At 70.5% G+C, this 20,395-nt stretch carries 22 protein-coding genes; 17 read left to right on the top strand and 5 right to left on the bottom strand.

Annotated features, from left to right (window positions below; genetic code table 11):
• Window positions 1-10 precede the first annotated feature (10 nt).
• Complete coding sequence (locus EJV46_RS21290; RefSeq protein ID WP_131550747.1) at window positions 11-1,045, top strand: glycosyltransferase family 4 protein; 1,035 nt, start codon at window positions 11-13, stop codon at window positions 1,043-1,045.
• Window positions 1,046-1,055: 10 nt separating this feature from the next.
• Here the strand turns inward: EJV46_RS21290 and EJV46_RS21285 are convergent, their stop codons facing one another.
• The gene (locus EJV46_RS21285; protein ID WP_131550746.1) at window positions 1,056-1,694 is read right to left on the bottom strand and encodes a glutathione S-transferase family protein; all 639 of its coding nucleotides are present in this window, start codon (window positions 1,692-1,694) and stop codon (window positions 1,056-1,058) included.
• A gap of 120 nt (window positions 1,695-1,814) precedes the next feature.
• Here EJV46_RS21285 and EJV46_RS21280 point away from each other — a divergent pair, with 120 nt between their 5' ends.
• Window positions 1,815-2,375 carry a YSC84-related protein gene (locus tag EJV46_RS21280; protein ID WP_131550745.1) on the top strand — a complete coding sequence of 187 codons (561 nt, stop codon included), beginning with the start codon at window positions 1,815-1,817 and terminating at the stop codon, window positions 2,373-2,375.
• A gap of 57 nt (window positions 2,376-2,432) precedes the next feature.
• On the opposite strand, the gene EJV46_RS21275 is transcribed toward EJV46_RS21280, so the two are convergent.
• From EJV46_RS21275 to EJV46_RS21265, 3 genes are read right to left on the bottom strand one after another with little or no spacing between them, the layout of a single operon-like run.
• Window positions 2,433-2,969 carry a DUF1345 domain-containing protein gene (locus EJV46_RS21275; RefSeq protein ID WP_165585661.1) on the bottom strand — a complete coding sequence of 179 codons (537 nt, stop codon included), beginning with the start codon at window positions 2,967-2,969 and terminating at the stop codon, window positions 2,433-2,435.
• Window positions 2,896-3,183 carry a pyridoxal-phosphate dependent enzyme gene (locus EJV46_RS21270; protein WP_240782690.1) on the bottom strand — a complete coding sequence of 96 codons (288 nt, stop codon included), beginning with the start codon at window positions 3,181-3,183 and terminating at the stop codon, window positions 2,896-2,898. Before EJV46_RS21270 ends, EJV46_RS21275 begins: the two co-directional genes overlap by 74 nt.
• The gene (locus tag EJV46_RS21265; protein WP_131550743.1) at window positions 3,180-4,286 is read right to left on the bottom strand and encodes an FAD-binding oxidoreductase; all 1,107 of its coding nucleotides are present in this window, start codon (window positions 4,284-4,286) and stop codon (window positions 3,180-3,182) included. Before EJV46_RS21265 ends, EJV46_RS21270 begins: the two co-directional genes overlap by 4 nt.
• Window positions 4,287-4,469: 183 nt before the next feature.
• Between EJV46_RS21265 and EJV46_RS21260 the strand changes: the two genes are divergently transcribed.
• The 12 genes from EJV46_RS21260 (at window position 4,470) to gdhA (ending at window position 15,817) form a co-directional block, all read left to right on the top strand.
• Window positions 4,470-5,762, top strand: a complete 1,293-nt coding sequence (locus EJV46_RS21260) for an ABC transporter substrate-binding protein (RefSeq protein ID WP_240782689.1) — start codon at window positions 4,470-4,472, stop codon at window positions 5,760-5,762.
• 64 nt (window positions 5,763-5,826) lie between these two features.
• Entirely contained in the window at window positions 5,827-6,765 is a 939-nt protein-coding gene (locus tag EJV46_RS21255; RefSeq protein ID WP_131550741.1) for a carbohydrate ABC transporter permease, read from the top strand.
• Window positions 6,765-7,670 (top strand): carbohydrate ABC transporter permease, encoded by a 906-nt coding sequence (locus EJV46_RS21250; protein ID WP_131550740.1) that lies wholly within the window; start codon window positions 6,765-6,767, stop codon window positions 7,668-7,670. Before EJV46_RS21255 ends, EJV46_RS21250 begins: the two co-directional genes overlap by 1 nt.
• A 70-nt stretch (window positions 7,671-7,740) precedes the next feature.
• On the top strand, window positions 7,741-8,829 hold the full coding sequence (locus tag EJV46_RS21245; protein WP_131550739.1) for an ABC transporter ATP-binding protein: 1,089 nt from the start codon (window positions 7,741-7,743) through the stop codon (window positions 8,827-8,829).
• Between the two features lie 176 nt (window positions 8,830-9,005).
• Window positions 9,006-9,398 (top strand): hypothetical protein, encoded by a 393-nt coding sequence (locus EJV46_RS21240; RefSeq protein ID WP_131550738.1) that lies wholly within the window; start codon window positions 9,006-9,008, stop codon window positions 9,396-9,398.
• Between the two features lie 65 nt (window positions 9,399-9,463).
• Window positions 9,464-10,549 (top strand): malate/lactate/ureidoglycolate dehydrogenase, encoded by a 1,086-nt coding sequence (locus tag EJV46_RS21235; protein ID WP_131550737.1) that lies wholly within the window; start codon window positions 9,464-9,466, stop codon window positions 10,547-10,549.
• Between the two features lie 10 nt (window positions 10,550-10,559).
• Window positions 10,560-11,237 (top strand): hypothetical protein, encoded by a 678-nt coding sequence (locus tag EJV46_RS21230; protein ID WP_131550736.1) that lies wholly within the window; start codon window positions 10,560-10,562, stop codon window positions 11,235-11,237.
• A gap of 129 nt (window positions 11,238-11,366) precedes the next feature.
• Window positions 11,367-12,356 carry a tripartite tricarboxylate transporter substrate binding protein gene (locus tag EJV46_RS21225; protein ID WP_131550735.1) on the top strand — a complete coding sequence of 330 codons (990 nt, stop codon included), beginning with the start codon at window positions 11,367-11,369 and terminating at the stop codon, window positions 12,354-12,356.
• A gap of 72 nt (window positions 12,357-12,428) precedes the next feature.
• Entirely contained in the window at window positions 12,429-13,637 is a 1,209-nt protein-coding gene (locus EJV46_RS21220; RefSeq protein ID WP_131550734.1) for an alanine--glyoxylate aminotransferase family protein, read from the top strand.
• 132 nt (window positions 13,638-13,769) lie between these two features.
• Complete coding sequence (locus EJV46_RS21215; RefSeq protein ID WP_131550733.1) at window positions 13,770-14,012, top strand: DUF2171 domain-containing protein; 243 nt, start codon at window positions 13,770-13,772, stop codon at window positions 14,010-14,012.
• 119 nt (window positions 14,013-14,131) lie between these two features.
• Entirely contained in the window at window positions 14,132-14,278 is a 147-nt protein-coding gene (locus EJV46_RS22970) for a hypothetical protein (RefSeq protein ID WP_165585660.1), read from the top strand.
• Between the two features lie 171 nt (window positions 14,279-14,449).
• Window positions 14,450-15,817, top strand: a complete 1,368-nt coding sequence (gene gdhA / locus EJV46_RS21210; protein WP_131550732.1) for an NADP-specific glutamate dehydrogenase — start codon at window positions 14,450-14,452, stop codon at window positions 15,815-15,817.
• An 89-nt stretch (window positions 15,818-15,906) separates the two neighbouring features.
• On the opposite strand, the gene EJV46_RS22965 is transcribed toward gdhA, so the two are convergent.
• Window positions 15,907-16,284 carry a response regulator gene (locus EJV46_RS22965; RefSeq protein ID WP_165585659.1) on the bottom strand — a complete coding sequence of 126 codons (378 nt, stop codon included), beginning with the start codon at window positions 16,282-16,284 and terminating at the stop codon, window positions 15,907-15,909.
• Between the two features lie 263 nt (window positions 16,285-16,547).
• Here EJV46_RS22965 and EJV46_RS21200 point away from each other — a divergent pair, with 263 nt between their 5' ends.
• From EJV46_RS21200 to EJV46_RS21190, 3 genes are all read left to right on the top strand, one after another.
• Complete coding sequence (locus tag EJV46_RS21200; RefSeq protein WP_131550730.1) at window positions 16,548-18,476, top strand: methyl-accepting chemotaxis protein; 1,929 nt, start codon at window positions 16,548-16,550, stop codon at window positions 18,474-18,476.
• A gap of 4 nt (window positions 18,477-18,480) precedes the next feature.
• Window positions 18,481-19,914 carry a chemotaxis protein CheW gene (locus EJV46_RS21195; protein WP_131550729.1) on the top strand — a complete coding sequence of 478 codons (1,434 nt, stop codon included), beginning with the start codon at window positions 18,481-18,483 and terminating at the stop codon, window positions 19,912-19,914.
• On the top strand, window positions 19,911-20,395 hold a 485-nt coding region (locus tag EJV46_RS21190; protein WP_131550728.1), incomplete at its 3' end, for a response regulator. The genes EJV46_RS21195 and EJV46_RS21190, both read left to right, overlap by 4 nt.

Raw genomic sequence — 20,395 nt, 5'->3', positions numbered from 1 at the left:
GGCCGGGCCGATGCCCCCCTATCTGCTCACCCTGCTGATGGCCGCGCCGCTCGCCCTCGTCTCGGCGGCGGCGGTGCGGGCGATGATCGCCTGGCCGATCCTCGACCATCCGGACGCGCGCAAGTCGCACACGCGGCCGACGCCCAAGGGCGGCGGCGTCGGGCCGGTGCTGGCCTTCATCGTCGGCATGCTGGTGCTCTATCACTTCACCAGCCTCGCCGAGACGCGCTTCACCGCGGTCGTGCTGGCGGCGGTCGCGATCGCGGGGATCGCGCTGGCGGACGACCTGAAGGATTTCAGCTTCCTCGTGAAGCTCGGCGCCCAGGCGGCGGCGGCGGCGGTGGCCATGGCCACCGGGCTCGCGCTGCGGACCCTGGCGCTGCCGGTCCTCGGCGAGGTGGAGCTCGGAATCCTCGGGCTCGCGATCACGCTGTTCTGGATCGTCGGCTGCACCAATGCCGTGAACTTCATGGACGGGCTGGACGGGCTGGTCACCGGCGTCGTGGTCATCGCGAGCGCCACGCTAGCGGTGATCGCGGCGCTCAACGAGAGCTGGTTCGCGCATGCGGCGGCGATGTTCCTGCTGGCCGGATTCGCGGGATTCCTGCCCTTCAACTGGCATCCGGCGCGGATCTTCATGGGCGACGTGGGCAGCCAGTTCGCGGGCTTCATGCTGGCGGTGCTGGGCGTGGCGGCGGCCGGCTTCGAGGCGAGCCAGGTCAGCTTCCTCATCGTGCCGCTGCTGCTCTTCGGGCTGCTCTTCGATGCGAGCTTCACGCTGGCGCGGCGCGCGCTGGCCGGCGAGCGCGTGAGCGCGCCGCACCGCTCGCACCTCTACCAGATGGCGCAGCGCACGGGCGTTCCCGTGCGCGCGGTGGCGGGGGCGCATTGGGGCTTCGCGCTGTTCCACGCGGCGCTGGCCTTCGTCTTCCTGGGGCTCGATCCGGCGGACAAGCCGCTGGTCGTGCTGCCGGCGCTGGCGGTGCAGCTGGTCTGGGCGGGTTATGTGATCCGCCGCATGCGCCGCCTCGGGGAAGCCTGGTAGCCGGCGCGGTTCAGAACAGCTTCGGCGCGACGAACTTCCGGAAGCCGGGCCTTTCCCCGATCCGCGCGAACCAGGCTTCGAGGCTGGGGAATTCAGGCATGTCGGGCACGCGGACTTCGGGGCCGAACCAGCGCCGCGCGAAGCAGCCGAGGATGATGTCGGCGAGCGTCAGGGTGTCGCCGTCGATATAGGGGCGCCCATCCCGCAGGCGGCTCTCCAGGATGGCCCAGCACTTCGCGCTGTTCGTGACCGCGTTGCGCACGACCGTCATGTCGCGCTTCTCCGCCGGCGTGCGGACCATGGTCCAGAACAGGTCGCGCTCGGCGGGGGAGAGGGTGGAGAGCTGCCAGTCCATCCAGCGGTCCACGCTGGCGCGCTTCCCCGGCTCCGCCGGATAGAGCCCCCTGGCGTCGTCGCCCGCGAGCAGGCAGAGGTAGCGGCAGATGGAGTTGCTCTCCCACAGCTCCACCTCGCCGTGGCGCAGGGAGGGGATGCGCCCGTTCGGGTTCAGGGCGCGGTATTCGGGCGTGTCCACCACGCCGTGCTCCATGCCGGCGTCGCTGCGCTCATAGGGCAGGCCGAGCTCCTCGAGCACCCAGAGGGGCTTCCAGACATTGGTGCTGTTGGCGCGGCCGAGAATGCGGATCACGTCGTTGTCGCTCCCGTGAAGATGACGCGACAGCCTTGCCCCGGTCGGAGGGGGCTTGCAACCATCCCTCATGGGCAGCGTTTTCCCGGCATCGTCACCCGGGGCAACAGGAGCCTTCCCATGCAACGTCGTCAGCTTGCGCGCGCCGCGGCCGCGCTTCCGTTCCTGGCCGCCGCGCCGGTACTGGCGCCAAGGCGCGCCCAGGCCGCCACGCGCGCCGAAATCAACTCCGAGGTCTCGGCCGCCCTGGTCCGGCTACGGGGCATGGAAAATGCGGCCCCGCTGTTCCGCCGTGCCAGGGCGGTCCTGGTCTTCCCGCGCATCGTCAGCGGCGGCTTCATCGTGGGCGGCCAGTTCGGCGAGGGCGCGCTGATCCGCGGCGAGGCGACGACCGGCTATTTCAACATCGCCGGCCTGTCCTTCGGCCTTCTGGCCGGCGCGCAGGCCGCGGGCCTCGCGATGTTCTTCATGACGGACGACGCCCTGCGCGCGCTGATGAACGCCGATGGCTGGGAGATCGGCACGGGCCCGACCGTCGTGGCGCTCGACCGCGGCCTGCAGGCCAATGCGACCTCCACGACGCTGAGCGAGCCCGTCTATGCGATCACCTTCGGCCAGCAGGGCCTGATGGCGGCCGTCGCGCTCAACGGCACGAAGATCACGCGGATCAATCCGAGCTAGGGATCTCCCCCGGCGCCGGGCGAGCCATCCGCCCGCCCGGCGTTGGCGCGCCGCCGTTCAGCCCCCCAGGCTGGCGATCGTGCTCACCGCCGAGGCCAGGACCACCGTGTTGAACCAGAAGGCCACCAGCCCGTGCAGCATCACGATCCGCCGCATGCGGGGCGTGTTGGTGGTGGCATCGCTGACCTGGAAGGTGCAGCCGACCACGAAGGCGAAGTAGACGAACTCGCCGAAAGGCGGCTCGTCGCCGCCTCCAGGGAAATCGAGGCCGTTGCCGTTCATCCAGAACTCGTGCGCGTAGTCCTGCGCGAAGAGCAGATGCACGTAGAACCAGGCGGAGATGAGCGTGGCGACGGAGATGACCTGTTCGGTCACCTCCTGCTTTCCACCGGCCAGCAGCATGGCGACGACCAGCAGCGAGGCCGTCGCCGTCAGCAGCGAGAGGGTGAGCACCACGGCGCGGCCCTCGGCCAGGAGGCGGGCGCGCTCGCGCATGGTGTCGGGATCGGCATCGCCGAGGTCATGGAAGAGCAACGTGGCGTAGACGGCGACATGGCTGCACCAGCCCAGCATCGCCGCCTCGCGCCAGGGCATGGCCCCGGCGCGCCGCATCGTCGAGCAGCAGCGCGGCGTTGGTCGCGCCGCGCAGCTTGAAACTGCCGGTGATCTGCAAGGGCTCCGGCTTCACCAGCACCACGCCGCCGGCCGCCGCGTCGAGCGCGCGGTGGCGCAGCATGGGCGTGCGGCGGATGCGGCCCTTGAGCCTCTCGGCCGCGGCCAGGACATCGCCGAAATCGGGCAGCGTCACGTGTGGAACCTCGTCGGATCGGTGGGCGCGATGGCCGGCAGCACGTCGGCGTCGGGCGTCTCGCCGCGGATGAGCTGCGCCAGGAGCCGCCCCGCCGCCGGCGCGGTCTGGATGCCATAGCCGCCCTGGCCGCAGAACCAGAAGAAGCCCGCCTGCTCCGAGGCGCCGATCGCCAGCCCGCGATCCGGCGTGAAGGTGCGCAGCCCGGCCCAGCGGTGCTCCACGCGCGTCACCGGGATGTCGAGGCATTGCTGCATGCGGTCGATGGCGATGGCGACGTCGAGCTCGTCCGGCTGCGCGTCCATGGGCGCGCTGTCGGTCTCGTCGGCCGGGCTGACCATCAGCTTGCGCCGGGCCTCGGGCCGCACGTACCAGGAGTGGTTCACGTCCACGACCATCGGCCAGTCCGCCGTGTCGTACTCGCCCGGATCGATGATGAGGGCGGTGCGGCGCTTGGGCTGCAGGCCGATGGCCGTCACGCCCGCGATCGTGGCGACCACGTCGCCCCAGGCACCGGCGGCGTTCACGATCACCGGCGCGGCGTAGACCTCGCCGCCCGCGCCTTCCGCGTGCCAGGCGCCCTTCTCCCGCCAGATGCGGCCGACGCGGTTCCGCAGCGCCAGCACGCCGCCATTCGCGCGGATCTGCTTCAGGAAGCCCTGGTGCAGCGCGGCGATGTCGATGTCGAAGGCGTCGTATTCGATGGCGGCGCCGGCCACGGAACCGATCTTCAGCGCCGGCACGAGCGCCTGCGCCTGCGCGAGGGTCAGGGTGGTGCGGCCATGCAGCAGGGCGTCCTGCAGGTCGCCCAGGTCCTCCGCCTTCGCAAGATTAAGCACCGCCCGCGGATGGGCGATCGGCACCTCGGTGAAGCCGGGCGGCGGGTTCTCCAGGAAGCGGCGCGAGGCGCCGGTCAGAATCTGCGCGTCCTCGCTGCCGTAGCTGAGGATCCAGATGGCGGCGGAGCGGCCGGTGGTGTGGTAGCCGGCGCTCTCCTCGGCCTCCAGCAGGGCGACCTTGTGAGTCGGGGAGAGGTGCGCGCCGGCGGTTGCGCCGGCGATTCCCGCGCCGATCACCAGCGCGTCGAAGAATCGAGTGTCCATGGGATCATCTTCGTGCGGGTAACCCGTCGCAGCAAGCGGTTGCGCTCGGCTGCGGGCCGTGGGTAACCTCGGCCAGCGGCAAAGACCGTCACTGAAAAACACAGGGAGTTGTTCGAGATGGCAGGGAACAGGATATCCCGGCGCAATACGTTGCGCTCGGGGGCCGGGGTGATCGCAGCAGGCGTGCTGTCCGCCCCGATGGTTCACGCGCAGGGCACCGGCGGCTCCTTGCGCTGCGGCTTCTGGGACCATTGGGTGCCCGTGGGCAACGACGTGATCCGGCGCCTCTGCGCCGAATGGGGCCAGCGCAACCGGGTCGAGGTCCAGGTCGACTTCATCACCTCGGTCGGCAACCAGAACCTGCTGACCATCGCGGCGCAGGCGCAGAGCCGTTCGGGCCACGACATCCTGAGCTTCCCGACCTGGGAGCCCTCGGCCCATGCGCGGCTGCTGGAGCCGGTGGACGACGTGGTGGGCCGCCTCGTCGCCAAATACGGGGCGATCAACCCGATCGGCGAGTACCTCGCCAAGCGCGAGGGCGCCTGGCGCGCGATCCCCGCGGTGTCCGGCAGCCAGCACAAGCCGTCGCTCGGGCGGTTCGACCTGCTGAAGCAGCATGCCGGCATCGACGTGCAGGCGATGTACCCGGCGGCCAACCAGCTCGGCCCCGGCGTCGATCAGTGGAACTGGGACAACTTCCTGATCGCGGCGGAGAAATGCGCCCAGGCGCAGGTGCCCTTCGGCCTGCCGATGGGCAGCTTCACCGATGCGGTGGACTGGGTCGGCGCGCTGTTCCGCAGCTATGGCGCCAACATGGTCGACGAGCGCGGCACCGTCACCGTGCGCAGCAATCCGGCGGTGCGGCAGGCGCTCGAATATGCCGTGCGGCTGTGCCGCTTCATGCCCAACGACATCTATGCCTGGGACGATGCGTCCAACAACCGCGCGCTGATCTCGGGCCGCTCGGCGCTGATCTTCAACCCGCCCTCGACCTGGGCGGTGGCGAAGCGCGACGCGCCGCAGGTGGCCGAGAAGTGCTGGACCTTCCCCATGCCGGCCGGCCCGGCGGGACGCTTCACGCCCTATCTGCCGTATTTCTGGGGCATCTGGAGCTTCAGCCGGGCGAAGCCGGCGGCCAAGGGGCTGCTGGAATTCCTCTCCGAGCGCGAGCAGGCCGAGGCGCAGACCACGACCAGCTCCGGCTACGACATCCCGCCCTTCGGCACGATGTCCGACTTCAAGATCTGGGAGACGGAAGGCCCGCCCACGGGCGTGGTCTACAACTACCCGCTGAAGCCGCATCACAATGCGCAGCAGAACATCGCCTTCGCGCCGGCCCCGGCGGAGATCGCGGTGCAGGCCTACAGCCAGGCGATCAACACCAAGATGATCGCCCGCGTCGCGCAGGGCGGCCAGACGGTCGACCAGGCCCTCACCTGGGCCGAGCGCGAGCTGCGCAACTTCGCGCGCGGCTAGGCCGGAATCCGGGCGGGGGAGCGATCCCCCGCCCGATCCTCGTTTCACGGCAGGAGATCTTCCCATGTCCGCCGATACCCTCACGGCCGATTCGCGTCCGGCTTCCGTGCCCGCCGGCACGGGCAGCCTGAAGCGCTTCGCGCGACGGCGATCGACCATTGCCTTCCTGATGACCCTGCCGCTGCTGCTGGTGATCGTCTGCCTCGTCGCCTATCCGGCGAGCTACGGCATCTATCTCTCGACGCTGAACCGCACGATGGAGCGCAGCATCGGCTTCGGCAACTTCGAGATCCTCTTCGACACCGACACCTTCTGGAACGTCGTCTGGCAGTCCTGCATCTTCGCCATCACGGCGGTCATCGCGAAGGCGCTGATCGGTTTCTGGCTGGCGCATATGCTGCACCACATCCCGACCAAGGGTCAGCGCAAGTGGCGCGGCATGCTGCTGGTGCCCTGGGTCATCCCGCCGGCGCTCTCCACGCTGGGCTGGTGGTGGATGTACGATCCCTCCTACAGCTCCATCAACTACCTGATCTCGCTCGTCGGCGCGCCGCCCGTGCCCTGGCTCGGCGAGCCGCTCTGGGCGCGGGCCGCGATCATCATCGTGAACGTCTGGGTCGGCGCGCCCTTCTTCATGATCATGTATCTCGCCGCACTGAAGAGCGTCCCGGAGCAGCTCTACGAGGCCGCGGCGATCGACGGCGCCTCCAGCTTCCAGCGCCTGCGCTACGTCACGGTGCCGATGATGGCGAACATCATCTCGATCACCGTGCTGTTCAGCCTGATCGTGACCTTCGCGAATTACGACATCGTGCGCGTGCTCACGAATGGCGGGCCACGCGACCTCACCCATGTCTTCGCGAGCTACGCCTTCCAGGTCGGCATCCTGAGCGGGAACATCCCGCGCGGCGCGGCCGTGTCCCTCTTCATGCTGCCGATCCTCGCGATCTGCGCCTTCTTCGTGCTGCGCGGCGTGACCCGTCGGAACAAGGAACAGATGTGATGTCCGCTGTCTCCGCCTCCAACGACGTCGCGAAGGGCAGCGGCATCTACAGCAAGGCCGGGAGCCTCTCGCGCGAGCGGCGCTGGGCTCTGTGGATGGCCTATGCCTCGCTCACCGTGGCCGCGATCATCTTTCTCGCGCCGCCGGTCTATATGTTCATCACGAGCCTGAAGGGCAGCGCCGAGATCGCGAACATGCGGGGCAATCCCTGGCTGGTGCGCGAGCCGACGCTGGAGAATTACGGCGCGCTGCTCAGCAACTCGATGTTCCTCCGCTTCTTCGTGAACAGCGTCGTCATCACGGGCCTGGTCGTCCTGGTCACCATGGTGATCTCGATCCTCGCGGCCTTCGCCCTGGCGCGGATGCGCTTCTTCGGCAGCCAGTTCCTCGCGACGGGCGTGTTCCTCACCTATCTGGTGCCGGACACGCTGCTCTTCATCCCGCTCTACCAGATCGTCGGCGGGCTCGGGCTGCTGAACTCCATCTGGGGCCTCGTGCTGGTCTATCCGACCCTGACCGTGCCCTTCTGCACCTGGATCATGATCGGCTACTTCGCCTCCATCCCGAAGGAGCTGGACGAGGCGGCGCTGATCGACGGCGCCACCTGGCCGCAGATGCTGCTGAAGATCTTCATCCCGGTCGCCATGCCCGGGATCATCGCGGCGACCATCTTCGCCTTCACCGTGTCCTGGGCGGCCTTCGTCTATCCGACGGCCTTCGTCACCACGCCGGACCAGATGCCGCTGACCATCGGCGTCGTCTCGCAGCTGGTGCGCGCGGACACCTTCGCCTGGGGGCAGATCATGGCCGGCGCGCTGCTCGCGGCGCTGCCGCCCGTCGTCATCTACGCCTTCCTCATGGACTACTACATCGCCGGCCTCACCGCCGGCGCCACCAAGGGCTGAAGCCCGTCCGAGCGCCTGGGCGCCGCAGGCGCCATGGCGTGAACCGGCCGGGCCAACAAGGGAATCCTCTATGGCGCAAGTCTCGCTTCGCAAGATCGTCAAGATGTACGAGGGCGATGTCCAGGCCGTGAAGGGCATCGACCTGGAGATCGCGGACCATGAGTTCGTCGTGCTCGTCGGCCCCTCCGGCTGCGGCAAGTCCACGACCTTGCGCATGATCGCGGGCCTCGAGGAGATCACCTCGGGCGACATCGCGATCGGCGGCACGGTGGTGAACGACATCCCCCCGCGCGACCGCGACATCGCGATGGTCTTCCAGAACTACGCGCTCTATCCGCACATGTCGGTCTTCGACAACATGGCCTTCGGCCTGACCCTGCGGAAGTTCCCGAAGGCCGAGATCAAGCGCCGCGTGGACGAGGCCGCGCGCATCCTCGACATCACGCCGCTGCTCGACCGCAAGCCCAAGGCGCTCTCCGGCGGGCAGCGGCAGCGCGTGGCGATGGGCCGCGCCATCGTGCGCAATCCCAAGGTCTTCCTCTTCGACGAGCCGCTGTCGAACCTCGACGCGAAGCTGCGCGTGCAGATGCGCACCGAGATCAAGAAGGTCCATCAGACGGTCCGCACCACCACCGTCTATGTGACGCACGACCAGGTGGAGGCCATGACGCTGGCCGATCGCGTCGTCGTGATGAACCACGGCGTGATCGAGCAGGTCGGCCCGCCGCAGGAGCTCTATCACAGCCCCGCGACGCGCTTCGTGGCCGGCTTCATCGGCAGCCCCGCGATGAACTTTCTCCCCGCGCGCGTCGAGAATGGGGCCGTGCACCTGCCGGGCGGCGCCGTGCTGCCCATCCCCGAGGCGCGCCGCGCGCGCTATGCCGGCGCGCCGGGGCTGGACCTGCTCTTCGGCATCCGGCCCGAGCACCTGACCGACCATCGTCCCGGCCTGCCCAACCGCGCCGAGATCACCATCACGCCCGAGGTCATCGAGCCGATGGGCATGGAGACGCTCGCGCATTTCCACCTGGGCGAGGCCCGGGACTGCTGCGCCCGGCTGGAGCCCACCGTGGCGGCCGAGCCCAATGTCCCGCTGATCCTGACGGCGGACATGAACAACATGCACCTGCTCGACGCGCGGACGGGCCGGGTGCTGTAGGGCGCCAATCCGCGGAGGCGGAATCGACGGAGCGGTGCATCGGCCGCGCGATGAGCCGCACGAAAGGCGCCGCCTATCGCCGCCATCGCCGGAGCCGGATGGATGCATGCCATCCGGCCGGCCATCCTGACGACGCGCCGGATCGCGGCGGAACGAGAAGGTCAGGACAGGATCTCATGCGTCACCTCATCGCCGCCACGCTGCTGGCCACCGCCATGGGCGCCGCGCCGCCCGCCGCCGCGCAGTCCACCGGCTGGAGCGGGCAGAACCTCGTCTTCACGCCCCTCTCGGGCTCGACCTGCCGGCTGGCCCTGGACCGCGCCTACCTCGCCGGCAGCGGCCCGATGGCCTCCATTCATGTGGTGTTCCGCAACCGCGGCTCGCAGCCCGTGTCGGTCACGGCAAATATCGAGCTGCAGGGCAACAGCCAGCGCAAGTCCGGCTCCGAGGGGCCCTTCCGGATCGCCGGCAGCTCCACCAGGGACCAGCAGACCCTCTACCCCTTCGGCGGATCGCTGGCCGGCACGACGCTCCGCGTCGCCATCACGGCCTGCACCCCGACGAGCTGAGCCGGCGCAGGTCTGGACGCGCCCGCCGGCCAGGGGCAATTTCCTCCCGAGAAGAGGAAAAGCGCATGGCCGAGCCCGACTACGTCTACATTCCCGTGAACGAGCTGGAGAGCTTCGTCACCAGGATCTTCAGCGCCTCGGGCTGCAGCGCCGTGGAAGCGGCGCGCATCTCCAACCATCTGGTCGGCGCCAATCTCGCCGGCCATGACAGCCACGGCGTGGACCGCGTGCCGCGCTACGTCCAGTGGCAGAAGTCGGGCTACGTGGTCGCCGGCCAGAAGATCAGCGTCATCAGCGACGGCGGCGCCTTCGCCCTGCTCGACGGCAATTTCGGCTTCGGCCAGACCGTCGCGCAGCAGGCCACCGAGTTCGGCATCGCGCGTGCCCTGGAGAAGGGCTCCTGCATCGTCGGCCTGCGCAATGCCGGCCATATCGGCCGCACCGGCGACTATGCCGAGATGGCGACGGCCCAGGGCCTCATCTCCATCCATTTCGTGAACGTGGCGGGCTCGGTGCTGGTGGCGCCCTTCGGCGGCAAGGAGCGGCGCTTCTCGACGGCGCCGATGAGCATCGGCGTGCCGCTGCCGGGCGGCCCGGTCATCCTCGACTTCGCGACCTCCTTCGTGGCCGAGGGCAAGGTGCTGGTCGCCTCCAACGGCGGCAAGGCCCTGCCGGGCAATGCGCTCATCACCGCCGACGGCGAGATGTCGGGCGATCCGCACACGCTCTACGGCGATTACGATCAGGTCGGCCCGCGCAACGCGGCCGGCGGCACGGGCGCGATCCGCGCCTTCGGCGACCACAAGGGCTCCGGCCTCGCCTTGATGTGCGAGCTGCTGGCGGGCGCGCTGACGGGCGGCGGCACCTCCGGCCCGATCACCGAGCGCGGCCGCATCGCCAACGGCATGCTGTCCATCTACCTCTCGCCCCAGCATTTCGGCGACGAGGACGCCTTCCACGCGGCCGCCGCCGACTACCTGGCCTGGGTGAAGTCCTGCGCGCCGGCCGCGGCCGACGCGCCGGTGCTGGTCCCCGGCGAGCCCGAGAACCACCGCCGCGCCGCGCGCACCGTCTCGGGCGTGCCGCTCGCGCGCGACGCCTGGCAGGGCATTCTCGACACCGCGGCGTCGCTCGGCATCAACGGCCCATGAGCGCGGGCGCGTGAGCACGTCCAGCTACGAAGCCTATCGCGCCATCCGGGAGCGAATCCTGAGCGCCGCCGCGCGGCGCATCCCCCGCGTCTCGGCGGCCTCGCAGGCGCGCGCGCTCGGCTTCGGCTGGAAGGACGACGAGGTGCAGGTCGCCAACGAGGCGCAGTTCCAGCTCGTGCTCGACCTCGGCGTCTTCGGGCCGATGGGCGGGCATTCGCGCGCGCTCGACCGCGAGGCCAAGGCCGGCGGCTACGAGGAGGGCAGCGAGGAGGCCGCCGTGCTGGCCGCCCTCTCCCGCGCGCATTTCACGCTCTTCCGCGTGGTGGGCGGGCATAGCGAGGGCGGCGTCGAGGCCCAGGACCTCTTGCGCGGCACGAAGCTGCGCATCGAGGATGGGATGCTCTCGCGCGAGGGCATGGAGGGGACCGCCTTCGCCGGCCGGCTCATGCGCCTCGGCGGCTTCGAGATGACCTGTGGCGCCCTGGCCCCCATCACCGACGAGGTGATCGAGACGCTGCTCGGCCGTCCCGTGACGCCCTTGCCGGTCCCGCGATACCTGCCGGCCATCACGCCGCTGATGGACGACGACGTGGCCGCCCTGCGCGGCGCCGCGAGCGCCTCGGAGTTCCCGGCGCGGGTGTATCGTGCGTCGCTGGATCATGGACTCTTCGGCCGCGTGCCGGAATAGGCCCGGCATCCGCGAAGATCGCCGAGGAGGCCCGCCCCGCGCGCCGGCTTCCGCTTGCCGGCCGTAACGGCTTGCATGCCTCCCTCCGCTGAGGCTTAGTTCGGCGACAAGAAGAGTTGAGGATCGTCCATGCTTCGCAACCTGGCGCTCGCCGCGCTGTCCCTGGCCCTGCTGGCCTCGCCGTCGGCGGCGCAGACCTATCCGGAACGCGCCATCACCCTCGTCACCGGCTTCGCGCCGGGCGGCAGCACCGACATCGCGTCGCGCCTGATCTCCGAGCGCTTCGCCCAGAACCTCTCGCCCAACGGGCGCATGGTGGTGGAGAACCGGGCCGGCGCCTCCGGCGTCGTGGCCTCCGACTGGCTGCGGCGCCAGGCGCCCGACGGCCATACCATCATGCTGATCGAGGTCTCCTCGCATGCCATCGTGCCGGCGGCGCTCGAGGGCGGCACGGCCTACGACCCGATCGCCGACTTCACGCATATCGGCATGGTCGGCACCGCGCCGCTCATCCTCGTCAGCAACCCGAACTTCCCCGCCCGCACGGCGACCGAGGTGGCGCAGCGCCTGCGCGCCTCGCGCCCCGAGGAATTCGCCTATGCCACCTCCGGCGTCGGCTCCATCCCGCATCTCGCCGTCGAGGTGATGGCCCTGGCGCTGGGCGGCGCGAGGTTCACCCACGTGCCCTATCGCAGCGGCGGCCTGATGCTGACGGCGATCCACCAGGGCGAAGGCCAGTTCGGCATCGCCGTGCTCGCGAGCGCGGCCGGCCAGGTGCGCGACGGGCTCGTGCGCGGCCTGGCGGTCACGAGCCGCGAGCGCTTCCCCTCCTTCCCCGACATCCCCACCCTGGGCGAGGCCGCCATCCCAGGCTTCGAGATGACCACCTGGAACATGATCATCGGCCCGCCCGGCCTCCCGCCGGCCGTCCTCGCTCAGCTCAACCGCGCGCTGGCCGCCACCGTCGCCGAGGCGCCGATCCGCGAACGCCTGCTCACCGCCGGCGTTTCCGCCTGGAGCGGCGCCAATACGCCCGAGGGTGCGCGGGACTTCCTGGCCGCGGAGGTCGCGAAGTACCGCGACGTGGTGGCCCGCACCGGAGTCCGGCTGCAGCGCTGACAGCGGAGCGTTGAAGAGAGCGGCGTTCCGCCCGATACTGGGGCGGAACGTCGCTAGGAAAGTCACGAAACAATGGACGGCCATACAGCCCCGGCTCCCGCGCGCCCCATGGCGCGCGGCCGCCTCTTCTTCGCCAATCCGGGCCCGACGAACATTCCCGATTCCGTGCTGCTCGCCACCGCGCGCGCCAGCATCGACTTCAACGATCCCGCCTTCGTCGCCGTCTACGACGCCTGCTTCGCCGGGCTGAAGAAGGTCATCAAGACCGAGCAGCACCTGTTCATGTACACGGCCTCGGGCCACGGCGCCTGGGAGGCCTCGCTGGTCAACACGCTGTCGCCCGGCGACCTCGTGCTGATCCCCGAGACCGGCCACTTCTCCGATTCCTGGATGAAGATGTGCGGCACGCTGGGCTTCAGGACGAAGCATCTCCCCTGCGACTGGCGCCGCGGCGTGGAGATGTCCGCGATCCGCGAGGCGCTGGCCGCCGACACGGGCCACGAGATCAAGGCCGTCTGCTGCGTCCACAACGAGACGGCCGCCGGCATGCGCCTGCCGCTGGACCAGGTGCGCGCCATCCTGAACGAGCTGAAGCACCCGGCGCTGCTGATGGCGGACACGATCAGCTCGCTCGGCTGCTACGACTTCCGCATGGACGATTGGGGCGTCGATGTCTGCGTCGGCGGCAGCCAGAAGGGGCTCATGCTGCCGACCGGCTTCAGCTTCACCGGCGCCTCCGAGAAGGCCATGGCGGCGCATCGCGCGAGCACGCATCCGCGCCACTATTTCGACTGGACGGAGATGCTGGCCCGCAAGCAGAAGAGCTTCGTCGGCACCGTGCCGGTGACGCTGTTCTACGGGCTGCAGGAGGCGCTGCGCCTGCTGCTCGAGGAGGAAGGGCTCGAGAACGTCTTCAAGCGTCATGCCCGGCTCGCCAAGGCGGTCCGTGCCTGCGTGCAGCACTGGTCGGGCAATAGCGGCCCGCAGCTCTTCTGCCAGAATCCCGAGCGCTATTCCGACAGCGTCACCGCCGTGCTGATGCCCGAGGGCATCAATGCCGAGGACGTGCGGAAGATCGCGCTGGAGAAGTTCAACGTCTCCACCGGCGGCGGGCTCGCCAAGCTGTCGGGCAAGGTCTTCCGCATCGGCCATCTGGGCGACCTCAACGAGCCGATGATCCTCGGCACGCTGGCCTCGCTCGAGATGGCGCTGGGGCTCGCCGGCGTGCCGCACGCCAAGGGCGGCGTGCAGGCGGCCATGGAGAGCCTCACCCGGCCGTAAGCTCCTGTTCCCACGACGGAAGTGACCCGTGGCATGACCCCGCCGTAAGCCTGCCGGGGCAACCTCCCTGTCCGCGAGGCGTTCCTTTCGCGACGGCGCCACTCCGACGCCGGTGTTGCAAGGAGTACCGATATGAACGCCACGGACATCAAGGAGCACATGCAGATCGTGGGTTCCTGCGGGAACCCGGTCGGCACGGTCGACCATGTGCAGGGCGACCGGATCAAGCTCACCAAGGACAGCGACCCGCATGGCAAGGGCCACCACCATTTCCTGCCGCTCAGCCAGGTGAAGGGCGTCGAGAACGGCAAGGTCGTGCTGACGGTGAATTCGGGCGAGGCGAAGAAGTCGCTGCAGGCGCAGCCGGCCGCCTGAGGATCGTCGTTGTCCCTCCGGGGCTGAGTTGAGAGGCCGTGGTGCAGGGCCGTATCGCGCCTCCAGGATCTGCCGCAGCTGACGGGCTGCGCTCGCTCGCGCTCCGGCGGCAGCCGGGCGTGCCATTGCTCGCGCGCCCGGCAGGCATGGTCATCCCGGCGGCTGCCCCGGCACGTGAACAGGCCATGAAGCCGCGCCTCGGCCTTCCGATCGCGGTCATCATCGTGATGCTGGGCGCCTTCGCGCTGGCCATGGCGCTCGGCTGACTGCCGTCGAACTGGCGCTGCCCGCGCTGCCGGCACCGCCCGGGTGAGGACGTATTGCGGTCAGACCCGAAACGGCGGAAATTCGCGCCGATCGACGAGAATCCGGGCAGGCCACAAGGAATCGCCTGGCCGCCCATGCGTTACGCGCTTGCCGATACTCTCGACTGCATAATGATTGCTGGAGCCAGTGATTTGACTAAGTTGGACGAGAAGCTTGAGCCGATATTTGCCGACATCCTTCGTCGGAATCCCGGCGAAGCGGAGTTTCACCAAGCGACGAAAGAGGTCTTCGAGAGCCTCGGCCGCGTCGTCGCCAAGAAGCCATCCTACCTCAGCGATGCCCTCCTCGAACGAATCTGCGAGCCGGAGCGGCAGATCATCTTCCGGGTGCCCTGGACCGACGACGCCGGCCGCACGCACGTAAACCGAGGCTTCCGGGTCCAGTACAACTCGGCACTCGGGCCCTATAAGGGCGGCCTTCGATTCCATCCCTCGGTGAATCTCGGGATCATCAAGTTCCTGGGCTTCGAGCAGATGTTCAAGAACGCGCTCACCGGCATGCCGATCGGCGGCGGCAAGGGCGGTTCGGATTTCGATCCCAAGGGCCGTTCCGGGGCCGAGGTGATGCGGTTCTGCCAGTCCTTCATGACCGAGCTGTACCGCCACCTCGGCGAGTACACGGACGTGCCGGCCGGCGACATGGGCGTGGGCGGCCGGGAGCTCGGCTACATGTTCGGCCAGTACAAGCGCATCACCAACCGGTATGAGGCAGGCGTGCTCACCGGCAAGGGCGTGGGCTGGGGCGGATCGCTGGTGCGCACCGAGGCGACAGGCTACGGCGCCAGCTACTTCGTGCAGGAGATGCTCCGGACCCGCCGCGAGGCCATCGAGGGCAAGCGCGTGGTGGTGTCCGGTTCGGGCAACGTCGCGATCTACACGGTCGAGAAGATCCATGAGCTCGGCGGCAAGGTGATCGCCATGTCCGATTCGGGCGGCTACGTCGTCGACGAGGAGGGCATCGACCTCGCCCTCGTCAAGGACATCAAGGAAAACCGCCGCGAGCGCATCTCGCAATATGTGAAGGAGCGCGGCTCGGCCCATCACTACACCGAGGGCTCGATCTGGTCCGTCCCCTGCGACATCGCGATGCCCTCGGCCACGCAGAACGAGCTGACGGGCCGCGACGCGGAGCTGCTGCTGCGCAACGGCGTGATCGCCGTCGCCGAAGGGGCCAACATGCCCTCGACGCCGGAAGCGGTCCGCGTCTTCCAGGAGGGGGGCGTGCTCTTCGGTCCCGGAAAGGCCGCGAATGCCGGCGGCGTCGCCACCAGCGCCCTGGAGATGCAGCAGAACGCCTCGCGCGATTCCTGGACCTTCGAGGCGACGGAAAAGCGCCTGGCGGACATCATGCGCGACATCCACCGGGCCTGCGCGGAAACCGCCAAGGAGTATGGGGCGGCCGACAACTACGTGCTGGGCGCCAACATCGTGGGCTTCAGCCGTGTGGCGGATGCCATGCGCTCCCACGGCGTCATCTGACGACCGCAAATCCTGCTGGCCGGGGGTCATGCCGCAGCCGGAGCCTCATCTGCTCCGCCGCCGACATGGCGTCCGGCCGGCCGCGGCCGCTACGGCGCGCCGAGAAGCTTCTCGATGGCCGCCCTCAGCTGCGCCTGCTGGTACGGCTTGTTCAGCCGCGGCACGCCGGCACCGCCGCCTTCAGGCAGCTCGGAATAGCCGGTCGCGATCAGCACGGGCAGACCGGGCCGCAGCCCGCGGGCGGCCTTCACCAGCTCGGCCCCCGTCATCCTCGGCATGGAATAATCCGTGATGAGCAGGTCGACGGTCGCGTCGCTCTCCAGGATCTTCAGCGCCTGGGCACCGGAACCCGCCTCCAGCACCTTGTAGCCGAGGTCCGCGATCATCTCGCCCGCGACCATGGCGATGAGGATCTCGTCCTCGACGAAGAGGATCGTCCGCGGAGCGGTGGGGTCGGCGGCTGGCATTCTGTCTCCAAAGCGCGGCGTGTTGTCCGGGCACCCTCCGGACGAGGCTGTCGGCGCATGGCGATGCGTCCATGCATTCAGGCCCCGCCGCAGTCTATCCCGGACCGGCCGGGCCCGATCAAGCCGCCGCGCCATCCCTCCCAGATCGGGAGAGTTGATCAGACACATAGGCTTGCGCCGGCGGTCCCGGTGCAACCAATGGGCGCGTGCCGCCAAACATGCTTGGATGTCCGGCGACTGGAAGACGGAGAGACGGAAGCGACATGGCGCTGGTGAAGACGACGACGCTCGCGAGCCGACCGAGACAGCGCCCGTCCGCGACGCCCGAGCCGCCCCAGGCCAGCGCCCCCGCGAAGCGCGCAGCCGTGCGCAGGCCCGTCTCGCGCCGGGAGAATGCCGGCGAGCGCATGGCCGCGGCCAGCCTCGAACTGGCCGGCGGCATCGCCCAGGCGGCGGCCGCCGTCGAGCAGCTGCGCCGCGCCCTGGGGCAGATCGCGAGCGGCGCGGAGGAGGCGGCCGGCGCCGCCCATGAATCCCTGGCCGCCGTCGTGGCGATGACGGCCTCCTTCGGCCAGGCGCGGGAACGCGCCGAGGCCTCGCGCCAGCGCACCGAGGCGATGCAGACCCTGCTGGGCCAGGTGGGCTCGGCGATCGACGCCTCGGTCCGCGCGGTGAGCGCCAATGCCCATCGCCAGATGGGCTGCGTCGAGGTCGTCGCCGCGCTGGAAGCTCATGCCGCGCGAATCGGCGAGATCACCCGGGGCGTCGCCGACATCGCCGACCAGACCAATCTCCTCGCCCTGAACGCGGCCATCGAGGCCGCCCGGGCCGGCGACGACGGCCGGGGCTTCGCCGTGGTCGCGGACGAGGTCCGGGCGCTGGCCCAGACGGCCGAGAAGCGCTCGCTCGAGATCCAGGCCCTGGCCGGCGGGATCTCCGCCACGGTGCGCGACGCGGCGGGCCGCCTGCGCCTGGCCGCGACGGAGGCGGAGGCCGGGGCGAAGGCCGCCGCCCAGGTCAACGAGACGCTCGGCACCGTCCGGCGCGAGGTGACGGCGCTGGCCGGCGAAAGCCAGGCGATCCTGATCGGCGCCATGGAGGCGGACACCGCCGCCGGCGAGACTCGGCGGGGCGCGGAAAGCGTGTCCAGCGCGGCGGAGGAGCAGGCCGCCGCCGCCGCGGAGGCGCAGCGTGCCGTCCAGCAGCAGGGCCAAGCCCTGGAGCAGAGCCAGACCGCCTCCGCCGCCCTGGCCGAGATGACGGAGCTCCTGGTGAAGGGCGACGGCGGGGCCCAGGCGGTGCAGGAAGTGTCCGCCGCCGCCGAGGAACTCTCCGCCACCGTGCAGGAGCTCTCCGGCTCGGCCGGCGAGATCCTCGTCGCGGTCGACCAGATCAGCCGCGGCGCCCAGATCCAGGCCGCGGCGACCCAGCAGGCCGGCTCGGCCATGGCGCAGATCGAGAAGGCCGCGCGCGCCTCCTCCGCCACCGCCAAGGCCAGCGCCGCCAGGGCCTCCACGGTCGCCGAGCGCATCACCGAAAGCCGCAACGCCGTGGGCGCGCTCATCGCCGGCGTCGGCGCCGCCATGGAACGGAACGCGGCCGTGCAGGACATCATCGAGCGTCTGGATGGGGAGGCCGGCTCCATCGGCAAGATCGTGGACGGGCTGGCGTTGATCGCCGTCCAGACGACGATGCTGGCCACCAGCGGCGCGGTGGAGGCCGCCCGTGCCGGCGAGGCCGGCCGGGGCTTCGCCGTCGTCTCGGGCGACATCCGTGCCCTGGCGCGCGACGCCGCGCAGAACGCCGAGGCCGCCAAGGAGCTGGTGACGACCATCGCCGCGCAGATCGGCAAGGTGCGCCGCGAGGTGGACCAGCTCTCGGCCCTGACCGGGGCCGAGGTGGAGAAGAACCGCGCCATCGACGAGCGGATGGAGCTGATGGCGGCCGATACCGCCTCCCTGCGCGCCGGCGCCGACGATATCGCGCGCGGCAGCGAGGACATCCTGGCCGCCAGCTCGCAGGTGCTCTCCGGCGTCGGCCAGATCGCCGCCGTGGCGGACGAGGCCAGCCGCGCCGCGGCCGAGGCGGCGGCGGCCGCGCGGCAGCAGTCGCAGAGCGCCGAGGGCCTCGCCGCCGCCATCGAGGAGATCGCCCTTCTGGCCAACGAGCTGAACCGCTCGGCCGAAGGCTGAGGCGGTGCCGGCCGCCAGCGCCCATCGGCTGACCGTGCGGGCGGGCGACACGCGGGTCGCCATCGCGGCGGGCAACGTGGCCGAGGTGATCCGGAGCCCTCGGATCAGTCGCGTCCCGAACGGCCCGGCCGGGCTGCTCGGGGTGATGCATCTGCGCGGCACGGTGCTGCCGGTGGTCTCGCTGCGCGGCCTGCTGGGCGCGCAGGACGTGCCGGCGGGCGCGGAGCGCGTCGTGGTCCTCCGCCGCGATCCGCCCGTCGGTCTGGCGGTGGATGCCGTGGAGGCCCTGCGGGCGGTCGGGCACGACGGGGCCGGGCCCGGCGACGGCCGGCTGCTGCTCGACCAGGAGGACGGCGCCCGCTGGCTGGACCTCGACGCCGCCCTGCGAGAGCGATTCGGCGGCCTCCGCGCCCCGGCCCGCGCCATGCCGTCCCGTCCCGAGGCCGGGGCCGCCGCGGTGGCCAAGGAGCTGGCCTTCCTGGCCTTCACCCTGGCCGGCCAGGACTATGCCCTGCCGCTGGGCGCGGTTGCCGAGGTCGTGAACCTTCCCGCCGTCCTGACCACGCTGCCACGGACGGAAGAGGTGCTGCTGGGGGTCTTCCCCCTGCGCGGCGCCGTGCTGCCGGCCCTTTCGCTGCGCGCGCTGCTCGGCCTGCCGGGCCGGGCGCTGGCCGGCACCGAGCGCGTCGTCGTCGCGCGGATCGGCCGGCACCGCCTGGCGCTCGTGGTGGATCGGGTCGACGTCATCCTGCGCGCCCCGCGCGACCGGGTGGGGCCGGCGCCCGACCTGTTCAACCGGGGGGCGGGCGAGGCGCGGATCGACGCCGTGCTGCGCCTGGCCGACGGGCGGGGCCTCGTCTCGATTTTATCGCCGGAGCGCGTGCTGGCGGATGATCGCGTCGCGCGTTTGCTCGCCGACACGGACCAGGACAAGGACGAGACCATGGCCAGCCTCTCGCCCGCCGCCGGCCGCGAGCGTTTCCTGGTGATCCGCCTCGGCGGCGAATCCTACGGCCTGCCCATCGTGGCCGTGGACGAGGTGGTGCGCCTTCCCGAAGCCCTGGCGCGGCTGCCGAAGGCCCCCGCCTATGTGCGCGGCGTCATGAGCCTGCGCGGCCGGGTGATCCCGGTCATCGACCAGCGGCAGCGCTTCGCCGTCGCCGGCGAGGAGGCCGCGGGAGGGCGCGTGGTCATCGTCACGCTTGGCCCGCTGCAGGCCGGCTTCGCGGTGGATGGAGCCGCGGAGATCCTGGAGGTGGAGGCCGCCGACCTGCTCCCCGCGCCCGACATGTCCGATGGCGGCGGCCGGATCTTCGACCGTGCGGCGCGGGTCGCCCGCAGCGGCGAGGTGGTCCTGCTGATCGATCCGGCCGCCCTGCTGAACCGCGCCGAGGCCGACCTGCTGCGCGATCTCACGGCGCATTCGCGCGCCTCGTGATCAAGCTTCTCATCGTCGACGATTCCGCCCTCATGCGCCGCGTGCTCGGCGGCGTGTTCCAGGAAGCGGGCGGCTTCGAGCTCGCCTTCGCGCGCGACGGGGTGGAGGCGCTGACCCAGCTTCACGCCTTCCGCCCGGACGTGGTCACGCTCGACGTGCAGATGCCGCGCATGGGCGGCCTCGCCTGCCTCGACCGGATCATGGTCGAGCGGCCCTGCCCGGTCCTGATGGTCTCCTCGCTCACGGCGGAAGGCGCGGAGGCCACGCTGGAGGCGCTGGAGCTCGGCGCCTTCGACGTGGTGCCCAAGCCCGATGGCGCGATCTCGCTGACCATCGACGAGATCGCCCCGGTCCTGATCGAGAAGGTCCGCGCGGCCGCCGTCTCCCGCGTCCGGCGCTCGCACCGGCTGGCCGAGCGGCTGCGCGCGCGCCAGGCGGCCGCGCCGGCCGCGCGGCCGGCCGCGCCCCGCCCCCCCCCCCC

The sequence above is a fragment of the Roseococcus sp. SYP-B2431 genome, from assembly GCF_004336745.1.
In the GTDB taxonomy this organism is placed as follows: Bacteria; Pseudomonadota; Alphaproteobacteria; order Acetobacterales; family Acetobacteraceae; genus Roseococcus.
Note: the sequence above shows the minus strand (reverse complement) of the source record. Positions and strands in the feature narration are given on the sequence as shown.